We start from the raw sequence: 24,969 nt of genomic DNA, 5'->3' as shown, positions 1-24,969 counted from the left end.
TTTCCCTCAGGCCGAGCCGCGCGGGCTGGCACGATGTCCGAATGTCGACAGGTGCCGCCGATACGCCGCACAAGGTGTCGGGTGCTACCCCGAAGGGGGAACGCCGCCGACACGCGCTCGCCTGCGCGGCAGCAGATCTGCTGGTCGAGGGCGGATTCGATGCCGTGCGCCACCGCGCAGTCGCAACGCGGGCAGGGTTGCCGCTGGCCTCTACTACCTACTACTTCGAGTCGCTCGACGACCTGATCGCGTGCGCTGTCGAGCTGCTGGGCAACCGTGAACTCGAAGTCATGCGCGGACGCATCGACGAACTCGGCGACCTCGCCCACGACGTCGAGCCGACTGTCGACCTGATCGTCGATCTACTGATCGGCCCGGAGGACGACGTCGACGACGGCCGGGAACGGCTCATCGCCCGCTACGAACGGTTCATCGCCTCCGCGCGGCACCCACAGCTGCGGGAAGTGCAATCGCGCCTGCGTGCACAGATCGACGATCTGCTGACCGACGTGCTGCGAAGATCCGGTCGGATCGTCGAGGAACAGCAGCTACGACGGCTGGTAGCGGTGGTCGACGGAGCCGTCGTCGGAGCCCTCGGAGAGGTCGAACCCGAACCGCGAACAATGGCGAGAAGCATGCTGATGGAAGTGTTGGAGGTCGTCGCGCCCGCGGAGCAAACGAGACCGTAAACTGGGCTCTCGTGACTATTCCGAATGTCCTGGCCACCCGTTATGCGAGCCCCCAGCTGGTGGACCTGTGGTCTCCGGAGCACAAGATCATCCTCGAGCGTCAGCTGTGGATCGCCGTCCTCAAGGCGCAGGCCGGTCTCGGCGTGTCCGTACCGTCTTCTGCCATCGCCGATTACGAGCGTGTCCTCGACCAGGTGGATCTGGCGTCCATCGCGGAGCGTGAGCGGGTCACCCGCCACGACGTCAAGGCACGCATCGAGGAATTCAATGCCCTCGCCGGCCACGAGCACATCCACAAAGGCCTGACCAGTCGCGACCTCACCGAGAATGTCGAGCAACTGCAGATCCTGCGTTCGCTACAGCACGTGCACGCCCACGGTGTCGCCGTCGCTGCTCGGTTGGCCGAGCGCGCGGCGGAGTACTCGACGCTGGTGATGGCCGGCCGCAGCCACAACGTCGCCGCGCAGGCCACCACGCTCGGCAAGAGGTTCGCCTCCGCCGCGGACGAGTTGCTGATCGCCCTCGCCCGCCTGCAGGAACTCATCAATCGCTACCCGCTCCGCGGCATCAAGGGTCCGATGGGCACGGCGCAGGACATGCTCGATCTGTTCGGTGGTGACTCCGCCAAGCTCACTGCGCTCGAGCGGATCGTCGCCGACCACCTCGGCTTCCGGCACGTGCTGACCAGCGTCGGTCAGGTGTATCCGCGTTCGCTCGATCACGAGGTCGTGTCCGCGCTGGTGCAGCTGGGCGCGGCGCCGTCCTCCTTCGCGCACACCGTGCGTCTGATGGCAGGTCACGAGCTGGTGACCGAGGGGTTCCAGCCGGGCCAGGTCGGTTCCTCGGCCATGCCGCACAAGATGAACACCCGCTCCTGCGAGCGCGTCAACGGACTCCAGGTCATCCTGCGTGGCTACGGTTCCATGGCCGCCGAGCTCGCGGGCGCGCAGTGGAACGAGGGCGACGTGTTCTGCTCGGTGGTGCGCCGCGTCGCACTGCCGGATGCATTCTTCGCGATCGACGGCATGATCGAGACCTTCCTCACCGTCCTCGACGAGTTCGGTGCCTACCCCGCCGTCATCGACAAGGAACTGCAGCGTTACCTGCCGTTCCTCGCGACGACGAAGGTGCTCATGGCGTCGGTGCGTGCCGGTGTCGGCCGCGAAACCGCGCACGAGGCGATCAAGGAGAACGCGGTGGCTGTCGCGCTGGCAATGCGGGAGCAGGGGCAGGATCCGGATCTGCTGGACCGCCTCGCCGCCGACGATCGCATCCCGCTCGACCGCGCCGGCCTCGACGCAGCTCTCGCCGACCCCTCGGCGTTCGTCGGTGCTGCTGAAGCCCAAGTAGCCGCTGTCATCGGGGATGTAGAGACTCTTCTCGCTCGCTTCCCGAAGGGCGCGAGCTACTCGCCGTCACCGATTCTGTAGTACACCCGGGAGATCGGCCACCGAGTCGATGACGTAGTTGGGCTGCAGGCCGAACTCCTCCTGCGCGCGCCGATCGAGCACGTCCTGTTGGAATTTCCCGGTCCGCACCAGCACGCCGGTCATACCGACGACCTGGGCTGCGAGCACATCGTTGTCCAGGTCGTCGCCGACCATCACCACGTCCTCCGGGTCGAGCCCCATACGTTCGGCGGCGGTCTGGAAACCCAGCGGCGCAGGCTTGCCGACGGCCTTCGCGGTGTGCCCGGACGCCTTCTCCATCCCGGCGAGGTACATGCCGGTATCGATGCGCAGACCCGCCCCGGTGGTCCACATCAGGCTGCGGTGCATGGCCACGACCGGGATTCCGCGACACAGCCAGTCGTAGACCCGGCTGAGCCGTTCGTGGGTGAACTCCGGCCCGGCGCCCCCGACGACGACCACGTCCGGGTCCTCGCCGGATTCCTCCACGAACTCGATGCCGGGCATGTCTCCCGCGATGTCACCGTTGTTGATCAGCACGGTTCGGGCGCCTGGGTACGTTTCGCGCAGGTGGTCCGCGGTGAGGCTCGCGGCGGTGACGATCTCGTCGGCGTGCACGGGCATCCCGGCCGCGGTCAGTAGCTCGGCGATCTGCCCTCGGGTCTTGGATGTGGTGTTGGTCAGGAACGCCCGGGCGATGTCCTTGCTGTCGAGGTACTCCAGCGTTTCCGCGGCACCCGGCACGGGCTTCCACGCCGTTACCAGCACACCGTCGATGTCGAAGAGAACGCCTCCAGTTGAACCCATGGCCAGACCTTAGTCGCGCGGCCCGAGCGACGCAGTACGGCCCTAGACTGGTCGGATATGAATCCCTTCACTATTTTCGCCGACATCATTGCTGGCAAAGCCGAAGCCAGCATGGTGTACACCGACGATGTGGCCGTCGCGTTCATGGATATTCGGCCGCTCACCCGCGGGCATGTGCTTGTGGTACCGAGGCAGCAGGCCCGTAGCCTCGCCGAGCTCGACCCCGAGGTGGGTGCGCACCTGTTTCGGGTCGGCCAGAAGGTGGCGGCGGCACTACGGGCATCCGATCCCCGGTGCGCGGGAGTCAACTTCATGCTCGCTGACGGCGAAGTGGCGGGCCAGGAGATCTTCCACGTCCATCTCCACGTCATCCCCCGGACGGTCGGTGACGGTTTCGGTTTGCGGGCGCGGCCGACGTCGCCGCAGCGGGACGAGTTGGACGCGAAAGCCGCCGAGATCGCGCGGGCACTCGGTGGGGTTTCAGGCTCGTAGGGTGGCTCCGCCGTCGATGTAGAGCGATTGCATGGTGATGTGGCGGGCGCGGTCCGAGAGCAGGAACTCGACGGCGTCGGCGATGTCCTCGGCAGATGCGATGCGTCCCAGGGGTATCCCGGTCTTGTAGGTTGCCAAGTCGCCGGTGACGACGGGCTGGGCGTAGCGGTCGTCCGACGGGTCGGCCCACAGGGACCGCTGCATGTCGGTGTCGGTCGAGCCGGGTGCGACGATGTTGGCTCGAATGCCGTATTCGGCCAGTTCCAGACCCAGTACCCGTGTCAGCATGGTCGAGGCGGCTTTGGAAGAACCGTAGGCGCCCATGGACATTCGTGGGATTCCGGCCGCGTTGGATCCGACCACCACGATGGCCCCGGATCTTCGCTCGCGCATGACGCGACCTACCGATCGAACCACATTGAGTACTCCGAAGACATTGACGTCGAACATCTCTCGCCACTCCGATATTTCGGAGTCGAGTACCGAACCCGTGTTCAGAATGCCCGCGACGTGGGCCAGCGCGGTGACCGGGCCTGCCTGAGTTTCGACTGCGGTGATCACGGCGTCGACCTCCTCGGCCTCGCGCACATCGACGGTGTACGTCAATGCATGTCCCTCGATCCGAGCCGCGGTTTCCGCGAGCGCCGCCGAATCTCTGTCCAGGAGTGCAACCGTCCGTCCGGACGCCGCGAGTTGCACCGCGACCGCGCGGCCGATGCCGTTGCCTGCGCCGACTATCACCGTGGTCACAGCTGCGCCCCCAGAGCACTCATGACGGTGCCGAACTTGGTGACGGTCTCGCGCACCTCGTCCGCGGGATCGGATTCGGCCACGATGCCCCCGCCGGCGTAGGCCGTCACGCGTCTGAGATCTGGTGCGAGCTCCGCACATCGAATGGCGACCATCCATTCGCCGTCCCCGTCGGAGACACACCATCCCACTGCGCCCGCATAGAAGCCGCGGTCGCCCTCGAGTTCTTCGATCGTTCGATAGGCCAGATCGGTGGGGGTCCCGCAGACGGCGGGGGTGGGGTGCAGTGCGATGGCCAGATCCAGAGCGCTGGTGTCGGCGCCGTGCACCTCACCCCGAATGGGAGTGCCGAGGTGCCACAGTTGCGGAGTGCAGGTCAGCGTCGGCGACGTCGGTATGTCGAGATCCCGGCAGAACGGTGCGAGAGATTCGCGCAGAGCATCGACGACGAATGCGTGTTCGCGGAGGTCCTTGACCGATTCGGTGAGGGCTGCGCCGTTGGCCTGGTCCTGTAGGGGGTCGGGATGTCTGGGGGCGGATCCGGCGAGCGGATGGCACGTGACAATGTTGCCCTGCTTGCGAATGAGCACCTCCGGGCTCGATCCCACCAGCGTTCGCCCCGTCCACGATCCGCCGGCCGCGCCGAGATCGACGAGGTAGCCGTTGCCCGACGGGTTGCCCTCGACGAGCGCGGCAAGAAGCGCGTTCGGATCGACGTCGGTGTCCGCGGTGAGCGTCAGGCTGCGCGCGAGCACCACTTTCTGCAAAGGCGACCCGTCGTGACGCAGTACGTTCACCGCTGTTCGGACCCGATCGATGTGCTCGCTCTCACTCGACCCCGTGACGGTGAAGGCGGGCAGGGGTGGGAGGCCGGACGGTGCAGTCCACGTGCTCTCGGTTCGGTCGAGATGTTCGGGTTCGAACAGGGCGCACGGCGCGTCCCGTGAGAACGGGAGTGCCCCGACGACGGCGGCTGCGTTGCCGGAGCGCAGCGCCGCGGCTGCAGAGGAGGCTGTGTCGAATGTCGTTCTCGATCCGTGTGCCTGCGCGGTTCCGTGCGGACGTGACAGCACGAATCCCGCCCTGCGATGTGTCGCGATAGGGGCACGGGGTGCCGCGGCTTGGGTTCGAGTCATCGTCCCTCGTTTCGTCGGGGTGGGTCGGTGGGCGCTCGTCGCTCAGTGATGGTTAGCCTAAACTCATTCATTGAAGATAGGTTAGGGTAACTTTATCCCCGAGTGACAAGGACAACCTGTGCCAGTGGAGAGCAATCTGCCCGACGTAGTGGACATTCTCGGGGTCGGCTACGGACCCTCCAACCTGGGCCTTGCGATAGCCCTGCTGGAACACAACGCGGTTGTTCCTGCGCGCGAGAGGCTCACCTCGGTCTTCGTGGAGCGGCAATCAGAGTTCAAGTGGCACACAGGAATGCTGCTCCCCGGTGCCACCATGCAGATCTCCTTTCTCAAGGACTTGGCGACGCAGCGCAACACGCGAAGCGAGTTCACGTTCCTGAACTACCTCGAACAACGAGGCCGCCTCACGCACTTCATCAATCTGCAGACGTTCTTTCCCTCGCGGATCGAGTTTCACGACTATCTGTCGTGGGCCGCGGACAAAGTCCGCGCCGATGTGCACTACGGAACCTCCGCCACGGCCGTGGCGTGGAACGGTCGCCACTTCGAGGTCTCCACCCGTTCCGCTGCTGGTACACGAACCTTGCGTGCCCGCAACATCGTTCTTGCCGGTGGGCTGACGCCGAAGCTACCGGACGATGTCGACGCCACCGACCGCGTTTTCCACAATCACCGTGTCCTGGATCGTCTCGACGCGCTGCCCAGTGTGAATCAGGAGCGCTTCGTCGTCGTCGGCGCCGGTCAGAGCGCGGCCGAGGTGATGGCGCACCTGCATCAGCGCTACCCCTCCGCCGAGGTCCACGGCGTGATGAGCAAGTACGGCTACAGCCCGGCCGACGACAGCCCCTACGCCAACCGCGTCTTCGATCCGGAGGCGGTGGACGACTTCTATTCGGCGTCACCACAATTACGCGACGAACTCATGGCGTATCACCGAAGCACCAACTACTCCGCTGTCGACCTTCCGCTGATCGAGGACCTGTACGAGCGCGAGTACACCGAGCGCGTCACCGGGCGGCGACGATTGTTCGTGCACGGCGCATCCGGGCTGTCCTCGCTCACCGAGTCCGGCGACGCCGTAGAGGTGACCATTCGGCATCGCCCGACCGCCAGCGAGTCTCGAATGCGCTGTGATGCAGTGGTGTTCGCCACCGGATTCCGCCCGCTCGATCTCCACGGAATCCTCGGCTCGCTCGCCGAGGAGTGCCGGTTCGCCGCCGACGGGACACCCGAGGTGGAGAGGGACTATCGGCTACGCACCGACCCGTCTGTGTCGGGAGGGATATACCTGCAGGGCGGCACCGAGCATTCGCACGGCCTCACCTCGTCACTGCTGTCGAACATTGCGGTGCGCTCGGGTGAACTCGTCTTCTCACTCGCCGCGCACACCCGTCTCGCCGACAACCCCCCGCTCACAGCGGTGTTGACCCACTGATCATGCGCCTGCCGATCTTTTTCGAAGCCCCCGCAACGCCCATTCGAACCAGGGCGATTCCCATCACGGAGTCGACCACCGCCCGCGAACTGACCTGGACCACCATGTTCGCCGCAAAGAAGTACACGGTCCCAGCCGGCGCTCTGCTGATACTTCATCAACTCTGCGCCGCCCTCGTGCCCGTCGTGATGGGCCTCGCGATCGACCGCGCGATCGCCCCTGGCGACACCGGCCAGCTGGTGCTGTGGATCGGTGTCCTCGCAGTCGTCTACGCCCTGGTGTCGACCACGTTCCGGTTCGGTTCGCGTATCGGCTTTCTCGGAATGCAGTCGATCCAGCACCAGGTGCGGACCAAGATCACCGACCGCATTCTCGACGCCGAAGGAATGGGCGGGCCCGCGCGTCAACCCGGGATGATGCTCAACATCGCCACCTCCGACGCGAGGCAACTGGCGATGTCCGTCGCCATCGTGGTGTATCCGCTCGGCGAATTCGCCGCCGTCGTGTTCTCGGCCCTGATTCTGCTGTACATCTCGTGGCCCCTCGGTCTTGCGATTGCAGTGGCAGCGCCGCTGATGCTGTGGTTGATGGATATCGCCGGGTCGCCGTTGCGTCGGCGAAGCATGCACGAGCAGCAGGCGGCGGGCGAGGCCTCGGGCACTGCGGCGGATCTCGTCGGTGGCTTCCGAATCGTCAAGGGGCTCGGCGCCGAACCCGAGGCCGGTCGCCGATACACCACTGCCAGCGAGCATGCACTGCGAAAGACATTGGACGCGAACCGCGCACGAGCCGGCTACCTCGGTGCGATGGAAACGGTGTCCGGGCTGTTCATCGCGGGCGTTGCCGTTGCCGCGGGCCTGATGGCCATCGGTGGGGCGATGACGATCGGTCAGCTCATCACAGTCGTCGCCGTCACCCAGTTCGTGATGGGCCCGCTGCAGGCGTTCGCCGCCAATTTCGGCGCCATCTGGGCACAGGCATTGGCGTCGGCGGAACGGGTGCTGACGATCCTGCAGGCGCCGCCGTCGCGAGAGCTCGCTGGAAAGGACCGAACGCCTGATGGTTTCGAGGTCATCGTCGACGGTGTTCTCGTCCGGGAGGGCGAATTTCTCGTCGTGGAAGCAGATGCCGCGAAAACAGCGTCGCTGGCTGACGCACTGCGCGGGCTCGCAGACCCAGGGGTGGCGACGGTCGGCGGCAGCGATGTACGCGACCTCGACCCAGCCCGACGCAAGAGGACACTGCTCGTTGCCCCACACGAGAGCGATCTGTTCGAGGGGACCATCGCGGAGAACATCGCGGTGGGCGAGGTGTCCGACACCGCAGTGACGCGTGCAATCCTCGCCGCCGCGTGCGAGGACGTGATCGAGGCGCTTCCCGACGGTCTCGAGACGAGCGTCGGCGAGGCAGGCCGGCTGCTGTCCGGCGGGCAACGACAGCGAGTCGCGCTGGCTCGGGCGCTCGCAACCGATCCCGACGTGCTCGTGCTGCTCGACCCCACCACCGCAGTCGATTCCGTGACGGAGGCAACCGTGGCCGAACGCATTGCGACAGCACGAAAGGGAAAGACGACCATCGTGTTCACATCTGCGCCGGCATTGACGGCGGTCGCGACGTCTGTGCTGTCGCTGGACACCGAATTGGAGGCCGTCCGATGACCGCACCGGCTGTCACGAGGATGCCGATTGCCGACTCACGTTCGGTGGTGCGGGAGATCAGGGGCGCTCTGGTCGGCCAGGGCACTCGGCTCGTCGCAGTGGTGGCGACGATGATTCTCGGCGCCGCACTGGGACTAGTCGCACCGTGGGTGCTCGGGCGCATGGTGGACGCCGTCATAGACGGCGCCGACGTGGGCGAGATCTGGCAGCTCGGGGCAGTGATGGGTGTCGCTGCACTGGGGTTCGCCGGGTTCACCGCGCTCGGTGTGGTGCTCTCGTCGAGACTGTTCGAGACCGTTCTGGCTCGGCTGCGCGAGCGCATGTTCCGCGCCAGTCTGGCTCTCCCGCTCGAACGCGTCGAGGTATCGGGCACCGGAGATCTGGTCTCCCGGGCGACCGACGACGTAGAAGAAGTCTCCACTGCGATCAACACTGCGGTGCCAGCTCTGTCGACGTCGCTGTTCACGGTGGTGCTCACCGCAGTGGGCCTCACCGCGCTCGACTGGAGGTTCCTCGGGGCGCTGGTGCTGATCGTGCCGGTGTACGCGCTGGCTGTGCGCTGGTATCTGCGCAACGCTCCGGGTATCTATGCGGCCGAGCGAGCGGCAATGGGCCAACGCGCCCAACACGTTCTCGGTGCTGTTCGCGGACTGCGCACCGTGCACGCCTACGACATGTCACCGCTGCTCGCGGCACGCGTCGGGCAGCATTCGTGGGAGGTCGTGCGGTGGACGATGCGAGCGCGCATCGTGCAGAACCGCTTCTACGGTCGGCTGAACTCCGCGCAGTTCCTCGGCATGGCGAGCCTGCTCGTCATCGGTTACTTCCTCGTCGGAGCCGAGGCGTTGACCGTCGGTGCGACCACCACCGCGATGCTGTTCTTCCTGCGGCTCTTCGCACCGATCGAGGATCTGCTGCTGGTCATCGACGAACTGCAGTCGGCGTTGGCCTCACTCGCCCGCATCGTCGGGGTGATCCAAGCCGAGCCTGCAGCGGAGGTTCGGGTGGAGTTGCCCGCCCGTGGCGCGCTCGTAGCCCGCGATATCACCTTCGGATATACCCCGGATCGACCGGTGTTGCGGGGTGTCGACATCACTGTCGAGCCCGGTGAGTCGGTCGCTCTGGTCGGCAGTTCGGGTGCAGGCAAGACAACGTTGGCGGCCGTGCTCGCAGGTGTCCGGTCCCCGGACGTGGGCCGGGTGCAGTTCGGGTCGGTCGACCTCACTGGCGTCGACGATTCGACTCGTGCGCAACGCATCACGCTGGTAACGCAGGAAGTGCACGTATTCGCCGGGACGCTTCGCGAGGATCTCGCGATGGCTGCTCCCGGTGCGAGTGACGACGATATGAAGGCGGCACTGCGCGCTGTGCTCGCCGCCGACTGGTTCGAGCTGCTGCCCGACGGGCTCGACACTGTGGTCGGCGACGGCGGCCATCAGCTCACGCCCATGCAGGCCCAACAGGTTGCCCTTGCGCGGGTTGTTCTCATCGACCCACCGGTGGTGATTCTCGACGAGGCCACCGCCGACGCGGGCAGCGCGGGCGCGTCGCTTCTCGAGTCTGCAGCCGAGGCGGCCTTTGCGGATCGTTCGGCGTTGATCGTTGCGCACCGGCTCGGCCAGGCGCGACGTGCCGATCGAATCCTGTTGATGGACAACGGACTGATAGTGGAGGAGGGCTCGCACGAGGATTTGGTCGCGCGCGGCGGTCGATACGCGCAGCTGTGGACTGCGTGGAGTGCCAACCGGTGACCCCACCAGACAGACATAGAGGCTAGGCTAACCTCACTACACTTTCTGGCGAGTCTGGACGACAAGGAGACCGCGATGGCGATACCGAGAATTTCCAGCTACACCATGCCCGTGCGCAGCGAGATCCCCGACAACAGAGTGGATTGGCAGCTCGATCCCACCCGTGCGGCACTACTGGTGCACGACATGCAGAACTACTTCATCGACGCCTACATCGATGCACCCGAGATGATCTCGTCCGTCATCGACAACATCGGCTCGCTACGCGACCGTGCAACAGAGCTGGGCATACCGGTGGTGTACACGATGCAGCCCGGTGACCAACACCCCTCGCGTCGCGGCATTCTCGCGGACTTCTGGGGACCGGGCCTCGGAACCGGACGCGACACCCAGATCATCGATGCCCTCGCCCCGCGCCCCGGCGATATCGAGGTCACCAAGTGGCGCTACTCGGCATTCCAACGCACAGACCTGCGCGAACTGCTCGGTCACCACGGCCGCGACCAACTGATCGTCACCGGCGTCTACGCCCACATGGGCTGCATGCTCAGCGCAGCAGAGGCATTCATGTCCGACGTGCATCCGTTCCTGGTGCTCGACGCCACCGCCGACTTCTCGCGCGAGGAGCACATCCTGGCCGCCACCTACGCAGCCAAGCGATGCGGCGCCGTCGTCACCACCGATGAGGTAGCGCTCGCCCTCGAGCGCAAGGCTGTCGCCGCAGGCGCTGCCCGATGAGTGCACCCGCGAAGGAGCTCGTCCCGCTGCAGCTCGACGGCGTCATCGCGTATCCCGAGGACGTTGCCGCACAGTACCGCGAGCGGGGTTATTGGATCGGACAGACACATTCGGACCTCCTTGCGAAAACCGTCTCGGACCATGCCGATCGCGTCGCCGTTGTCGACTCCGTGCGAACCCTCACCTACGCCCAGCTCGACGAGCGCGTACAACTCGTCGCCGGGGAACTGTCTTCGCGGGGAATCGGGCGCGGGGACCGAGTGGTGGTTCATCTGCCGAACACCGTGGAGTTCGTCGAGGTCGTATTCGGGTTGTTCGAGCTCGGCGCCCTACCGGTGTTCGCGCTGGCCGCACATCGCCTCGCCGAGATCCGCCAGTTCTGTGCGGGCACCTCGGCGCGTGCGTATGTCACCGTCGACCGTGTCGGACTCACGTCCTACCGCGATATCGCGGCCGATATCGCGCGCGAAATCCCCTCCGTGGCCACCGTTCTCGTTCCGGCCGGTGACGAGAGCTGGACCACCGCAGTACCGCTGCCGCGCCGCGCCCGCGCGTTGCCGTCCGACGTCGCGTTTCTGCAGCTTTCCGGGGGAACCACCGGAACCCCGAAGCTGATTCCGCGCACCCACGACGACTACCTCTACTCGGTGCGCGAGAGTGCCCGCATCTGCGCGGTCGACGAGAGGTCGGTGATGCTTGCCGCGCTGCCGATCTCGCACAACTTCACGATGAGCTCCCCGGGCCTGCTCGGCATGATCGCTGTCGGTGGCAGCGTGATCATGGCACCGGATCCGAGCCCCGATACGTGCCTGCGCCTCGTCGAACAGCACTCGGTCACCCATGCCGCCCTGGTCCCGCCGGTGCTGATGGCGTGGTTGAACTCCTCGGTACGACACACTGCAGATATATCGTCGCTGGTGTCCCTTTGGGTCGGCGGCGCCAAGCTGCCCGCAGAGGTCGCACGGCGGGTCACCCCGGAACTCGGTTGCTCGCTGACCCAGGTATTCGGGATGGCAGAGGGGTTGGTCAACTACACCCGGGTCGGCGACGACGACCGAACGGTGTTCACCACCCAGGGCCGGCCGATCTCACCGGACGACGAGATCCGAGTGGTCGACGACAACGGCACGCCGGTGCCGGACGGCGAGCCGGGACATTTGCAGACACGGGGTCCGTACACCATTCGCGGATACTTCGCTGCGCCGGAACACAATCGACGCTCGTTCACACACGACAGGTTCTACATCACCGGCGATATCGTGATTCGAGACAGTCGCGGATACCTGCAGGTGGTAGGCCGTAGCAAGGACCAGATAAATCGGGGCGGTGAGAAAGTCGCACCAGCCATGGTCGAAAACCATCTACTGGCCCACGACGCCATTCACGACGTGTCCGTGGTCGGGATCCCGGATGATGCACTCGGCGAGCGGATCTGCGCGTTCGTCATCCGGCGTGACCCCGAGGCACAGACCCCGAGCGCGGCGCAGCTGCGTGCGTTCCTGCGAACCGAACGTCAGGTGGCGGCCTACACCATTCCGGACACGTTCGAGTTCGTCACCGAATTCCCCACGACATCGGTGGGCAAGATAGACAAGAAGAGTCAGGGTAAATGACACTCGATCTACCGCTTACCGGCGCACAGCTCGGAATCTGGAACGCGCAACGACTCGAACCGGACTCGCCGTACTACCTCGTCGGCGAAGTGCTCGAGATCGACGGTTCCGCCGGCGACGACAAAATCGACACCGGTGTTCTCCTGGACGCCATCTCGGAAACCGTCGACGAGGCCGAAACGATGCGGCTGCGCTTCGCGCTGACCGAGGCCGGACCGAGACAGTGGATCGAGCCGATCGAGTCCTTCGAGGTGCCGATTCTCGATGTGCAGGACGAGGCCGACCCCCGTTCGGCTGCCGAGCAATTGGTGACGCAGATCCGATTCGACGCCGCAGCCGAGGCTCGCGAGATGGTCGAACGGCAGCTCTTCTCGTACACCCTGATCGTGCTGTCACCGACACAGGTGTGGTGCGTGCAGCTCTACCACCACCTCATCGTCGACGGATACTCCGCGGCGATGATCTCGAGGCGACTGGCTGCCCGATACACCGCCGCCATCACCGGACGGAGACTGCGCCCCAACCCGTTCGGCTCGTTCACCGACGTCGTGAACGAGGACCAGGTGTACCGGACCTCCCAGGATGCCGCCGCCGATCGCGAGTACTGGCGCGCGCGCCTCGAACCTTTCCCCGAGCTGCACGGACGCGGAACTGCCGATCTGGACTCGGCCCAACAGGACCGGACGAGCACGCATTCCGCCCGCGCCGTCCTCGACGCCGAGGAGATGGCCCATCTGAAGCATGTCGCCGACGAGACCGGCTGCACGTGGGCCGACGTACTCATCGGCGCCTACGTCGGATTCGTCGCCCGGCTGCACCACACCGGTGACGTCGTTCTCGCGCTGCCCGTGATGGTGCGCACCACCCGCGTCGCCCTGACCACGCCGTCGATGGCGGTCAATGTTCTCCCGCTGCGAGTGTCGGTCTCGCTCGCTGACGACATCGCGAAGTTGGCCTCCGCGGTGGCCTCGGCGCTCGATGATCTCCGCGCCCACCAGCGTTATCGCGGCGAGGATCTCGTCCGCGACCTTGCAGCGCCGGGTGCCGGTGCCGTGTTGCACGGGGTTGGCATCAACCTCAAGGCATTCGACTTCGACCTGGACTTCGCCGGCGCGGTCGGCACCTTGAGAAACGTGGCCGGCGGGCCGCCGGAAGAACTCGGGCTGACTGCGACGCCGATCGACGGCGGAGCGATGATGCTGGGTTTCGAGGTCGACGCCCGCACGGTCTCGGCGGCCTTAGCCGCTGCCCGAATCAACGGGTTCGCAGATCTGATCGGTGCGCTGTGCACCCCGGAACGTCCACGCCTGGGATGCATCGGTATCGGTCGCCTCGATGCGGGGTGGACGCCGCCCTCGCTCGAAATCGGCCCAACCCCGACCATTGCCGATGTGTTCGCGGACATGGTCCACCAGGATCCCGATCGGATCGTGATCAGCGACTCGGACACGGTGTGGACGGCCGGTGAACTCGCCGCGCGCACCTATCGCATTGCGCGATTGCTTCGCGATCGAGGCATCGGCCCCGAAAACATCGTTGCGCTGTCACTTCCGCGTTCGGTCGACATGGTCGCCTGCATCTTCGCGGTCTGGGAGGCGGGCGCCGGCTACGTCGTACTCGACCCCGCCTATCCGCGTGAGCGGCTCGACCGTCTCGTCGAACTCGCGCGCCCGTCGTTGGTGCTGCGTGCTGACGAGCTGTCGGATCTGCTTGCCTACGGTACGACCCGCTTGAGTGCGGACGAACTCGCCGGTCCCCGCCGGGCCGAGGACATGGCGTACGTGCTGTTCACCTCCGGCTCGACCGGAACACCCAAAGGTGTGGTGGTGCGCTCGGGGGGACTGGCTCATCTCGCCGCGCGTCAACGCGCCTCCCTGTATGCCGACGCTGCGTCCCGGGCCGGCGAACGCCGGTTGAACATCGCTCATACCACGTCCTTCGCCTTCGACGCCTCACTGGACCCGCTGCTGTGGATCCTCGACGGCCACCGTATTCATCTGTACGACAGCGAAGTTCAGCGCGACGCCGAGCTGCAGGTGCAGAGGTTTCGGACGGACCGAATCGACGTCGTCGACACCACTCCGTCGATGGCGACGTTCCTGATCGAGGCGGGGTTGATCGAAGCAGGACTGGTGTCGACGATCGTGGTCGGCGGGGAGGCGCTTCCGACTTCCGTCGCGGAACAACTCGCTCGCAGCAGCGCCCGGGTGTACAACATGTACGGCCCGACCGAGGCCACCGTCGACGCGATTTCCGCCGACGTCACCGGCGCCGACGTGCACATCGGGCGTCCGCTCGACGGCACCGCGGCCTACCTTCTCGACTCGGCGCTCCACCCGGTCCTCGACGGCGAGACGGGAGAGCTGTATCTCGCGGGCCCCCAGCTTGCTCGTGGCTACCTGGACCGGCCGGGGTCGACGGCCGAGCGGTTCGTCGCGAATCCGTTCGTGAGCGGCACCTGCATGTACCGCACCGGCGACCTTGCCCGCTGGAATCCCGAGTCCGGCTACCAGTACCGAGGCCGTGCCGATGATCAGGTGAAGATCCGCGGCCACCGCGTCGAACTACGTGAGGTCGAAGCCGCACTTGCACAATGCGATTCGGTGTCCTCGGCCGTCGTCGTGTGTACGGGAACCGGCCCCGCAGCCAAACTTGTGGGCTACGTGAGCGCCACCACGGAGCGCACCGGTGACGACATCCGACGTGAGATGCTGACCCGGGTACCCGATCACCTGGTGCCCTCGATCGTGATGGTGCTGGGTGAGATGCCGGTGACCGTCAACGGGAAGGTCGATCGGGCTCGGTTGCCCGCGCCCACCTCCGGAACCTCCCGAGACAGCCATCCGAGTACCGCAGCGGAACACGCACTGTGCGCCGTCGTCGCCGATGTGCTCGGGCACGAGTCCGTCCCACTCGACGCGGACCTCTTCACGCTCGGCGGCGACAGCATCGGTGCGATCAGCATCAGCAGCCGCCTGCGCAGCCGCGGATGGGTCCTGACACCCAAGGAACTCCTGACGGGCCGCGATCTCGCGGGACTTGCCGCGGCGAGCCGTGAGCTCGAATCGGACCAGCACGCCGCAGTCGAGGACATCGCGACCGGCGTTGCCCCGAGCACCCCCATCATGCGCGGGGTCCTGCGGGTGGACTCGCCCGACGCGGTGGCGTCGTATGCACAGTGGACGGCGATCGAGGTGGGCGCCTCGATCGATGAGGCTGCCCTCGCAGATGCGGCTTCGATGCTGCTGCAACGACACCCGGCGCTGCGGATGATCGTTCGCGATGCCGAGGCGGTGGAGATTCCCGACCACGGCCGGACAGCAGTGATCACAGCGTACGGTCCCGTCGACTCGGGCGAATTCGACGCTCTTGCCGATTCCTACGCTCGCACCTGCGCAGCGGAACTGTCGCCGCGTGAGGGAGATCTGCTGCGGATGGCTGTGGTCCGGATGACCGGGGGCCCCGACCGAGTGCTGACCGTCGTGCACCACTTCGCCGTGGACGCTATCTCGTGGCCGGTGCTGCTGACCGATCTCGTGGACGCGATCAACGGGCGACCTATGCCACCGGTGACGGGCCGGTCGTGGCGGCATCGCGCCATCGAACTCGCCGAACACGCTTCGCGGCACCGCTACCTCGACGAGTCCGATCACTGGAACTCCGTCCTCGGCCCGGACTCCGAGGCGATCTGTTCCCAGCCTCCACGCGGCGGAGTCGACACCCACGCGACCGCGGCGGTCACTCGCACTGCCGCACCGGCCCCGGTGACAGCGGCCGTTCTGGACGATTTGTGCACGAAGTACACCGCCCGACCCGACGAGGTACTGCTCGTTGCAGTGACGATCGCGCTGCGCGCACTACGCGGCCCGCACGCCCTGGACTGTGCCGTCACGATGGAAGGGCACGGCCGAGACGAATTCAGCGCCGGCACCGTCGGTTGGTTCACCACCGAATATCCGATCTCCGCGCCCGTGTCTTTCCTCGGTAGCGATGCCCGCCTCGCCGAGGCATTCGGCGGCGGAGTGGTCCTCGCCGAAATGATCCACGAGGTCAAGAAGCGCAGGCGTATCGGCCGGGACGACGGCGCCGGTTACGGCGTACTTCGCTACCTCGACGATGCAGGGTCTGCCCTCGCCGAGCGCCCTGCACCGCAGGTGGTGTTGAACTATCTCGGCAAGCCTGCCGGCCTGTCGGGGAACGGCTGGCGCGCACTCGGCGGTGACGCCTTCGGGGTCATCGAGCCCCATACTCGTACGCTCACCGAAGTGCTGGGGATCAACGCGTTCGTGCACGACAGTGCAGACGGGCCTTCGCTGGCAGTGGAGTGGACTGCAGCGGGAGAACTCCTGGACGAGGGCACCGTCCGAGACCTTCAGCGCTACTTCTCCGACGCCCTCGAGGCGATGGCCGCGCACGCTGCGCTGTACCCCGGTGGGCTGAGCGCGTCGGACTGCGAACTGGTCGAGGTGACGCAGGACGAGATCGACTATCTCGAATCGATCACCGGGCCACTGCTGCGCGTGCTCCCACTGTCGCCGCTGCAGGAGGGGCTGCTCGCGCATGCTGCTCGCTACGCCGACGAGGACGTCTACACACTCACTGCGATCGTCGATCTGGCCGGCGACCTCGACGGCGACCGACTCCGTACCGCGTTCTCCGAGGTCGTCGCGCGGCACAGCAATCTCGCGGCGGGCTTTCACTTCGAGGGCGTAGGCGCAGCGGTGCAGACGATTCCGCGGTCGATCGACATCCCGTGGGCGGTGACCGATCTACGCGCACTGTCTGTGGCCGCAGCAGATGCTGCGGCTGCGCAGGTACACCGCTCCGCCGCTACCCGAGTGTTCGACGTACGACGCGGACCACTTCTCGCCGGGCACGTGCTTCGTCTTCCCGGCCGAAGGACGCAGGTGGTGCTCAACGCGCACCACCTGGTGACCGACGGATGGTCGACGCCGATCATGTTGCGTGAGTTGGTGCATCACTACAACCAGGGCAGCGCAGGCCTGGCCGCACCGGCCGACTACGCCGACTACCTCCAATGGCTCACCCGACTCGATCGCAGCGAACTGAAGGCCGCGTGGAGGCACCGACTCGAGGGGCTGACCCAGCCGAGCGTGGTGGCGCGCGGTGAGAGCACCGGCACACAGGTGGTGACCACCGAGGTGTCGGTCTCGCCGAACCTGGGGACCGAGCTGACCGACCTCGCGCGCGAGAACGGACTGACCGTCAACACCATCGTCCAGGGCGCCTGGAGCGCGGTACTGCAGGCGCTGGTCGGCCGCGAGGACGTGGTGTTCGGAACCACCGTGTCCGGACGACCGTCCGACCTGAGCGGCGTCGAAAAGATGATCGGCCTGTTCAGCAATACCGTGCCCGTGCGTGTTCGAATGGACCATCGCCCGATGCGAGAGGTGCTGCACGAGAGCCAGACCGACCAGTACGACCTGGGCGACGCACAGCAGCTGTCGCTGTCCGAGATCGAGGCATGCAGTGACGCGCCCGGCGGAACCAGCCTGTTCGACACGCTCGTGGTGTTCGAGAACTACCCCGGGGTTCTCGACAGCGACCTGGAGGACGACGGTGAAACACGCATCACCGGGCTCGGAAATCTGAGCCTCACGCAGTACCCACTGTCGCTGCTGGCCCCTCCCGGTGATGCATTCAGACTCGTTCTCGATCACGACCCGTCGGTGGTCGAAAATGTCACTGCAGCAGCCGTCGCGCAGGCGCTTCCCGAGATTCTCGGCTCCATGCTCGCCGACCTCGGCCGCCCAGCAGCGGAGTATGCGCCGCAGTCGGTGGCAGCGCTACCGGATGCGCCGGTTCGTCTCATCCCGAAGACCCAGGGCGGGCATGCGGATCTACGCACGGTAGAAACAGTTGCCGAGGTGTTGACCGAGGTGCTCGAGATGCCCGTGCAACCGGACGACGACTTCTTCGAGCGAGGCGGGCATTCGCTCGCGGCGATGCGGGTGGTCAGTGGTCTACGCCGACGCGGTATCACCGTCACCGTCGCCGACATCTTCGCAGCTCGGACGCCACGTTCCTTGGCGGCGGTATCGCGAGAAACATCAGCTGGACCTCTGTCCGACATCGCCGTGACCACCGAGCCGGTGCTGTCCTCGGCGCAGGAGCGGCTGTGGATTCTGCAGCGCCTCGACGTCGAGTCGCACGCGCAGGACGTTCCGATCGTGCTCGAGCTCGACGGTGATGTCGACCCGGATGCGCTGCGGGCGGCGTGGCGAGACCTGCTGTCGCAGTTCGAGATCCTGCGCACGTGCTACCCGGCGTCGGAGACCGGAGATCCGACAGTGCTCGTGCTGCCCACCGATGCCATTCCCGAGCTGCAGTCTCGCGAATGCGATGGCCCGGTCGCCGAGGAGGTGCGCCGAGAGCTCGACCTAGCCGCTGGGAACGACTCTGCCGCTGCGTTCGACATCGAGCGAGCGGTACCGGCACGCGCGACGCACCTGCGCGGCCCGGGATGGTCGGCGCTCGTGATCGTGGTCCACCACATTGCTATCGACGGGGCCTCGGTGCCCGTGCTGCTCGATGCGCTGTCCGTGGCCTACACCGACCGCCGGGAAGGGCGTCGACCCGACCAGAACAGCACCGCACCCACGTTCGCCGAGTTCGCGTCCGTGGACCGCGCGCGGGCGGAGTCCGGTGAGGTCCAGAAATCGCTGCAGTACTGGACGGAGCAACTCGACGGTCTTCCGGCGGAGCTCGAACTCCCGACGGATCGTTCTCGACCTCGCCGCCCGACATATCGGTCGGTCGGAGTGTCCCGTCGACTCGAAGACGCATTGACCACCGACATCCGAACGGCCTCGATTCGGCACGGCGTCAGCCCGCTGATGGTGTTGGAAGCCGCCGTGGCCGCAACATGGCACCGATTCGGCAGCGGCATCGACATCCCCCTCGGCACCACGGTGTCGGACCGAGATGTCATCGCTGACGGTCGCTTCCGCGACACCGTCGGGTATCTGGTGAACACCGTCGTCCATCGTATCGACGTCTCGGGCAATCCGACGTCGACCGAACTGCTCGACAGGATTCGCGCAACCGGTCTCGATGCCCTGACGCACCAGCATGTTCCGTTCGATCGGGTGGTCGACGCGCTGGCGCCCGAACGCAGTGCCGGGCGGCATCCGCTTTTCCAGACGATGGTCGGCTACGAGGTCCTCGGACCGCCCGTCATGCTGGGTGACGTCCTCGCCACTCCGATGGAACCGATGGATCCACCGGCGCGCATGGATGTGTCGGTGTGGCTTCGCGAGTCCGAGTCGGGCGTCGAGCTCGCACTGGGAGCCGCAGCCGACCTGTTCGACGAGGCCACCGCTCGGACGCTGCTCGGCGAGATCTCCGCGGCGCTTGCGCACGTCGTGCGCGAGCCCGACGGCCCGATCACGCAGTTGGGTAGTGCTCACGAGAATTCACCGACCCGCGAGCAGCCACCGCAGTCGGTGATCCACCGGTTCCTGACTCAGGTGCAGGAACGTACGAGCGAGATTGCAATTGTGGCCCACGGTCACGAGGTTACGTACGCCGAGGCCGGTGCCGAGGTCGAATCGCTTGCACGCGAACTCACCTCGCGCGGAGTGGGCGCGAGCTCGGTTGTCGGGGTCGCCGTCGAACGCGGCCGTCACTTGCCGATCGCGCTGCTGGCGGTACTGCGATGCGGGGCAGCGTATCTTCCGCTGGACGTCGACTATCCGCGTGAGCGCCTGCAGTACATGCTCGACGACGCACGACCGGTCTGCGTGCTCACCACCACGAGCGTCGCCGACCGCATCGAGTGGATGAGCGTGCCGATGCTGACGGTCGACACCACCTGTGTTTCCGCAGCCGCTCTGCCGCCTGTTCCGTCCGCCGGGGATGACCTTGCCTACGTCATCCATACATCGGGGACGACCGGAACACCCAAGGGCGTCATGGTCACCACCGCGAATCTCGCCGCGTTCGCAGACGCGGCGACGGCGCTCGGGTGGCTTCGACAGGGTGACCGGCTACTGGCGGTCACCACGGTGTCCTTCGACATCGCGGTGCTCGAATTGCTGTGCCCGCTGACGGTCGGGGCGAGCGTCGTGGTGGTCCCGCGGGCCACTGTCGTCGACCCGGCGTTGCTCGCGCAGTCCATCCTCGACTATCGGGCCACCGTCGTGCAGGCGACCCCGTCGCTGTGGCGGTTGCTGCTGGCGACGCCCTACAGCGGCGGAGTCCGCGCATTGATCGGCGGCGAAGCTGTGCCCGCCGAGCTGGCGAATCAGCTCACCTCGATCAGCGAGGAAGTGTGGAACGTATACGGCCCCACCGAGGCAACGGTGTGGGCGACGGCGGACCGCATGCAGCACGACGAGCCGGTCACCATCGGGTCGCCCTGGACCGACGTCCACGCACGGGTGCTGGACGAGCTGCTTCGCGAGGTCCCCGAGGGCGCGCAGGGGGAGCTGTACCTCGGCGGCTCGCAGATCGCGCGTGGCTACCTGAACCGGCCGGCGCAGACGGCGACGCGGTTCATCGCCGACCCGCATCGGCCCGGTCGGCGGCTGTACCGCACAGGCGACGCTGTTCGTCGCCGCGGCGATCGTCTCGAATACCTCCGCCGCACCGACGATCAGGTGAAGGTGCGCGGATTCCGCATCGAACTCGGTGAGGTGGAGACCGCCCTGCGAGCGCTGGGCGGTGTCCGCGACGCAGCGGCGAAGGTGGCCGAGATCGCCGACGGCTCGGCGCGGCTGTTCGGGTACGTAGTCGTCGATCCGTCGAGAGTGGATCCGTCGAGAGTCGACACGGCAGCGATGCGGGCCCAGCTGGCCGATACCCTGCCGGATCAGTTCGTGCCACAGTCGATCACCGTCGTAGAGACATTGCCACGCACATTGAACGGCAAGCTCGATCGCAACTCCCTCCCTGTACCCACGCCCAGCTCGCCCGTGGAGGTCTCGGAATCGAGTGCACTTCTCGCTGCGGCCACCGAGGTGCTCGGCACCGTCGTGGACCCGCAGACCAGCTTCTTCGCGGCCGGCGGAGACAGCATCGCGGCCGTGCGCTTCGTATCTGCGGCCGCAGCCAGGGGAGTGCACCTCTCCGTTGCCGACGTGTTCGATGCGGCCACGCTTGCCGAACTCGTCGGCCGTGCCGAGCAATCGGCTCCGAAGCCCGCGTCGCAGGCGGAGTTGGTCGAACTGGACGAGGACGCGCGTGCGCTCCTCGATCGTGACCACCCGGGTTGGCAGCAGGTGCTTCCGCTGACACCGTTGCAGCGGGGCATGTACTTCCAGTCCGCGACCGGGCCCGGCGACGGCGGGGACAACTATCACGTTCAGCATCGGTTCACCTTCGATGGGACCATCGACCGGTCTGCCCTCGCAGTCGCGACGGCTGCGCTGCTGCAGCGGTACCCCAATCTCGCTGCGGCGTTCACGCATTCGGTGCTCGACGACCCCATCGCGATCATCGCACCGGTAGCGGTCGATATTGCGTCGGTGCCGTCCAGTGATGTCGACGAGCTCGCGGCGCAGGAGTTCGCTCGGCCGTTCGATCTCGGTCGAGGCCCACTGCTGCGCATGGTGATTGCGAAGGATGCGGTCGGCACCGAAAACCTGATCGTCACCCAGCACCACTTGCTCACCGACGCATGGTCGCAGGGCGTGATGTTCTCGGAGCTGTTCGTGATGTTCGGCGTTGCCAAGATGCTGGTGACTGCGGGAACGAGCGAGGACGAGCTGGTGGCCGTCGTGCAGCGGGTACTCGATGCGCCCGCCGACTTCACCGATCACCTGCGGCAACTCACCACCCACGACGACGTGGCAGGTGCGCAGGAGTGGTCCGACTATCTCGCCGATTTGGCCGAACCGACGTCGATCGCCGCCGAAGCGCAACCGGGGACGATGACGCTGCCGAATCTGCACACGCGAGCACTCGACGACGCTACCCGCGACGCAATTTCGAGGTTGGCCGCCGAGAATGGCGTCACCGTCTCGACGGTGGTGTCCGTGGCCTGGGGACTGACGCTTCGCCGGATCACCGGACGCGAGGACGTGGTCTTCGGATCCACAGTGGCCGGGCGTGACCCGATGGTTCCCGGCGTCGACCGCATGGTCGGATTGACGCTCAACACCGTGCCGGTGCGGGTGCAGGCGCGGCCGTCCACCTCGCCCAGGGCGTTGCTCCGTGAGGTGTTCACCGCGCAGGGCGCCCTGATCCCGCACCAGCACATGGGGCTCGGGGAAATCTCCCGGGCCGCAGGGTTCGCCTCGCTCTTCGACACGCTCCTGGTATTCCGCAACGTCGGAGGCGACGCGGAACGGTTCGATGTTCTCAGCCGCGCCGGCATCACCGCGGCCGAGGCCACGGACGCCACGCACTACGCGATCACCCTCGACGTCGACCCGCGAAGCCGTAGCGGGGCAATGGAAGTCACCGTCGAGAACCGTCCGGACCTCGTCGACGACGAAACTGCACAACGGGTGCTGGAGACGATGCTGGAGATGCTCGGTGCACTGTGCGAGGTGGAAACGATCGCCGACACCGGTCGCGGGCTGGATGACCTCGAGGCCACGCCGCTCACCGCATCCCGAATGCGGGTGCCGGGGCCGGGTGAGCCGGAGGGCAGCATCGACACGCTACTGACCGAACGCGCGACAGCGACGCCCGATGCCCCGGCGATCACGTGCGGCAGTGAGACGTGGACCGCCGGCGAACTCGACCGACGCGTCACCGCTCTCGGTCGGTGTCTGGTGGCGTCGGGTGTCGGTGCCGGCGACGTGGTTGCGCTGCTGTTGCCGCGTATCGCCGATCATGTCGCGGCGATTTTCGCCGTGATGCGTACCGGGGCAGCATATCTCCCGCTCGATCTCGGGCACCCGTCCGCGCGTCTGCAGGAGATCGTGGAGGACAGCGGGGCGCGCACCGTGATCGTCGCGGGCGCCGAGACCGATCGGGTTTTCGAGGTCACCGCCGGTGTTTCCGCACTGAACGTCGTCGACCTGTGGTCGCCGGAGGTCAGCGCGATTCTCGCGGGCAACAATCCCGCACCGCAGGTTCCGGCATGTCGAGTCGAGGGACCGCGGCACGCCGATCAAGCGGCCTACGTGATCTACACCTCGGGGTCGACCGGCAAGCCCAAGGGCGTCCAGGTGGGGCACCGCGGTCTGACCACGATGTTCCACAACCATCGGACCGAGATCTTCGAGCGGACGGAACGAAAAGTCGGTGGGCGGCAACTCCGCATCGCGCACACGGTCTCGTTCTCCTTCGACATGTCGTGGGAGGAATTGTTCTGGATGCTGGCGGGCCACCACCTGCACGTCATCGACGAGGCAGCGCGGGCAGACCCGATCAGCCTGGTCCAGCACTACCGCGAGGTGGGAATCGACGTCGTGAACGTGACACCGTCGTACGCACGAGAACTCATCGCGGGTGGACTGCTGGACGGTGATGTGGCGTCGGGCGCGCATGTGCCGGTCTTGGTGATGCTCGGCGGCGAGGCCGTCCCACAGGAACTGTGGACCCGGCTACGCGAGCAGGACGGCGTCGACGGCTACGACCTCTACGGTCCGACGGAGTTCACCATCAATGCGATGGGCTCGGCTGTGGCGGAGAGCGACACACCCTGCCTGGGCCGGCCGGTCCGGAACGCCTGCGCGCGGGTACTCGACACCGGACTCCGGCCGGTGGCCGTCGGTGCTGCAGGCGAGCTCTACATGTCCGGCGATGGCGCAGCGCACGGCTACCGAGGGAGATCCGGACAGACTGCCTCGGTGTTCGTGGCGGATCCATATGGCACCGGCGAGCGGATGTACCGCACCGGCGACCTCGTGCGCTACCTCGCGGGCGGCCGTGTCGAGTACCTCGGCCGCGTCGACCGGCAGGTCAAGATCAGGGGCATCCGCATCGAGCTGGGGGAGGTCGAGTCGGCGCTCGAGGCACTTCCCGGAGTGGCCCGCGCTGCCGCCAACGTGTTGTCGGACGGGCCCGTCGCCCGGCTCATCGGGTACGTGGTGGACGGCGACCCGCCGGTGACCCGAGACCTGCGGGCCGAGTTGCGTAGCAGAGTCCCCGCGCACCTGGTACCTGCCCAGATCGTCACCGTCGACCACATCCCGCTCACGGTCAACGGCAAGCTTGACCGCGCTGCGCTTCCCGAACCGCCTGTCCGCGCCGGCGGCGCGAGTCTGTCGACGCCCTCCCAGCGGTTGGTAGCGGCGATCTACCGCGAGGTGCTGGGCCTGGACGAGATCGGCAGCGACGACGGGTTCGCCGACTGCGGTGGAGATTCACTCGCCGCGATGCGTCTGATTTCGCGGCTGCAACGCGAACTGTCGGTACGTGTGGATGTCGGCGAACTGCTGAGCAGACAGACTGTCGCGGCGGTTGCGGAGCTCATCGACCGATCGGGTGTGAAAACGTAGCACCCCCATTCTGGGATAGGTTCGCCTAAGCTTCCTTCCTGCTGAGTCGGTAGAACGCCGACCGGGGATTAGAAC

The 24,969-nt window shown here is 66.5% G+C and carries 12 protein-coding genes; 9 read left to right on the top strand and 3 right to left on the bottom strand.

What is annotated here, in order from left to right; genetic code table 11:
* The first annotated feature begins 41 nt into the window (after nt 1–41).
* Both J1M86_RS19235 and purB read left to right on the top strand, forming a co-directional pair.
* The gene (locus J1M86_RS19235; RefSeq protein WP_075841019.1) at nt 42–689 is read left to right on the top strand and encodes a TetR/AcrR family transcriptional regulator; all 648 of its coding nucleotides are present in this window, start codon (nt 42–44) and stop codon (nt 687–689) included.
* Nucleotides 690–700: 11 nt separating this feature from the next.
* The gene (gene purB / locus J1M86_RS19230; RefSeq protein ID WP_075841020.1) at nt 701–2,119 is read left to right on the top strand and encodes an adenylosuccinate lyase; all 1,419 of its coding nucleotides are present in this window, start codon (nt 701–703) and stop codon (nt 2,117–2,119) included.
* On the opposite strand, the gene J1M86_RS19225 is transcribed toward purB, so the two are convergent.
* Nucleotides 2,105–2,905, bottom strand: a complete 801-nt coding sequence (locus J1M86_RS19225) for an HAD-IIA family hydrolase (protein ID WP_075841021.1) — start codon at nt 2,903–2,905, stop codon at nt 2,105–2,107. The genes purB and J1M86_RS19225 overlap by 15 nt on opposite strands.
* 57 nt (nt 2,906–2,962) lie before the next feature.
* Here J1M86_RS19225 and J1M86_RS19220 point away from each other — a divergent pair, with 57 nt between their 5' ends.
* Entirely contained in the window at nt 2,963–3,397 is a 435-nt protein-coding gene (locus J1M86_RS19220) for an HIT family protein (protein ID WP_075841022.1), read from the top strand.
* Here J1M86_RS19220 and J1M86_RS19215 read toward each other — a convergent pair.
* A complete protein-coding gene (locus tag J1M86_RS19215; protein ID WP_075841023.1) occupies nt 3,386–4,147 on the bottom strand; it encodes a 2,3-dihydro-2,3-dihydroxybenzoate dehydrogenase in 762 nt (253 codons plus the stop codon). The two genes, J1M86_RS19220 and J1M86_RS19215, sit on opposite strands and share 12 nt — an antisense overlap.
* Nucleotides 4,144–5,283: an isochorismate synthase MenF gene (locus tag J1M86_RS19210; RefSeq protein WP_206510987.1), complete on the bottom strand. Its 1,140-nt coding sequence runs from the start codon at nt 5,281–5,283 to the stop codon at nt 4,144–4,146. Before J1M86_RS19210 ends, J1M86_RS19215 begins: the two co-directional genes overlap by 4 nt.
* Before the next feature lie 118 nt (nt 5,284–5,401).
* Here J1M86_RS19210 and J1M86_RS19205 point away from each other — a divergent pair, with 118 nt between their 5' ends.
* The 6 genes from J1M86_RS19205 to J1M86_RS19180 all read left to right on the top strand — a co-directional run bounded on the left by J1M86_RS19205 (nt 5,402) and on the right by J1M86_RS19180 (nt 24,894).
* Nucleotides 5,402–6,718: a lysine N(6)-hydroxylase/L-ornithine N(5)-oxygenase family protein gene (locus J1M86_RS19205; RefSeq protein WP_075841024.1), complete on the top strand. Its 1,317-nt coding sequence runs from the start codon at nt 5,402–5,404 to the stop codon at nt 6,716–6,718.
* 2 nt (nt 6,719–6,720) lie between these two features.
* Nucleotides 6,721–8,376, top strand: coding sequence for an ABC transporter ATP-binding protein (locus J1M86_RS19200; RefSeq protein WP_206510986.1), 1,656 nt, complete (start codon nt 6,721–6,723; stop codon nt 8,374–8,376).
* Nucleotides 8,373–10,127, top strand: a complete 1,755-nt coding sequence (locus tag J1M86_RS19195) for an ABC transporter ATP-binding protein (RefSeq protein ID WP_206510985.1) — start codon at nt 8,373–8,375, stop codon at nt 10,125–10,127. The genes J1M86_RS19200 and J1M86_RS19195 overlap by 4 nt, the downstream gene beginning before the upstream one ends.
* 75 nt (nt 10,128–10,202) lie before the next feature.
* Nucleotides 10,203–10,865 carry an isochorismatase family protein gene (locus J1M86_RS19190; protein ID WP_075841026.1) on the top strand — a complete coding sequence of 221 codons (663 nt, stop codon included), beginning with the start codon at nt 10,203–10,205 and terminating at the stop codon, nt 10,863–10,865.
* Nucleotides 10,862–12,478: a (2,3-dihydroxybenzoyl)adenylate synthase gene (locus J1M86_RS19185; protein ID WP_206510984.1), complete on the top strand. Its 1,617-nt coding sequence runs from the start codon at nt 10,862–10,864 to the stop codon at nt 12,476–12,478. The genes J1M86_RS19190 and J1M86_RS19185 overlap by 4 nt, the downstream gene beginning before the upstream one ends.
* Nucleotides 12,475–24,894, top strand: a complete 12,420-nt coding sequence (locus J1M86_RS19180) for a non-ribosomal peptide synthetase (protein WP_206510983.1) — start codon at nt 12,475–12,477, stop codon at nt 24,892–24,894. The genes J1M86_RS19185 and J1M86_RS19180 overlap by 4 nt, the downstream gene beginning before the upstream one ends.
* The last annotated feature ends 75 nt before the right edge of the window (nt 24,895–24,969 follow it).

It is taken from the genome of Rhodococcus sp. KRD197, assembly GCF_017168235.1.
In the GTDB taxonomy this organism is placed as follows: domain Bacteria; phylum Actinomycetota; class Actinomycetes; order Mycobacteriales; family Mycobacteriaceae; genus Rhodococcoides.
Note: the sequence above shows the minus strand (reverse complement) of the source record. Positions and strands in the feature narration are given on the sequence as shown.

Excerpts from the sequence above, each read along its gene's own strand:
- J1M86_RS19235 (WP_075841019.1), top strand. The coding sequence starts at position 42 with ATGTCGACAGGTGCCGCCGATACGCCGCACAAGGTGTCGGGTGCTACC.
- J1M86_RS19225 (WP_075841021.1), bottom strand. The coding sequence starts at position 2,905 with ATGGGTTCAACTGGAGGCGTTCTCTTCGACATCGACGGTGTGCTGGTA.
- J1M86_RS19220 (WP_075841022.1), top strand. The coding sequence starts at position 2,963 with ATGAATCCCTTCACTATTTTCGCCGACATCATTGCTGGCAAAGCCGAA.
- J1M86_RS19210 (WP_206510987.1), bottom strand. The coding sequence starts at position 5,283 with ATGACTCGAACCCAAGCCGCGGCACCCCGTGCCCCTATCGCGACACAT.
- J1M86_RS19200 (WP_206510986.1), top strand. The coding sequence starts at position 6,721 with ATGCGCCTGCCGATCTTTTTCGAAGCCCCCGCAACGCCCATTCGAACC.
- J1M86_RS19195 (WP_206510985.1), top strand. The coding sequence starts at position 8,373 with ATGACCGCACCGGCTGTCACGAGGATGCCGATTGCCGACTCACGTTCG.
- J1M86_RS19190 (WP_075841026.1), top strand. The coding sequence starts at position 10,203 with ATGGCGATACCGAGAATTTCCAGCTACACCATGCCCGTGCGCAGCGAG.
- J1M86_RS19185 (WP_206510984.1), top strand. The coding sequence starts at position 10,862 with ATGAGTGCACCCGCGAAGGAGCTCGTCCCGCTGCAGCTCGACGGCGTC.
- J1M86_RS19180 (WP_206510983.1), top strand. The coding sequence starts at position 12,475 with ATGACACTCGATCTACCGCTTACCGGCGCACAGCTCGGAATCTGGAAC.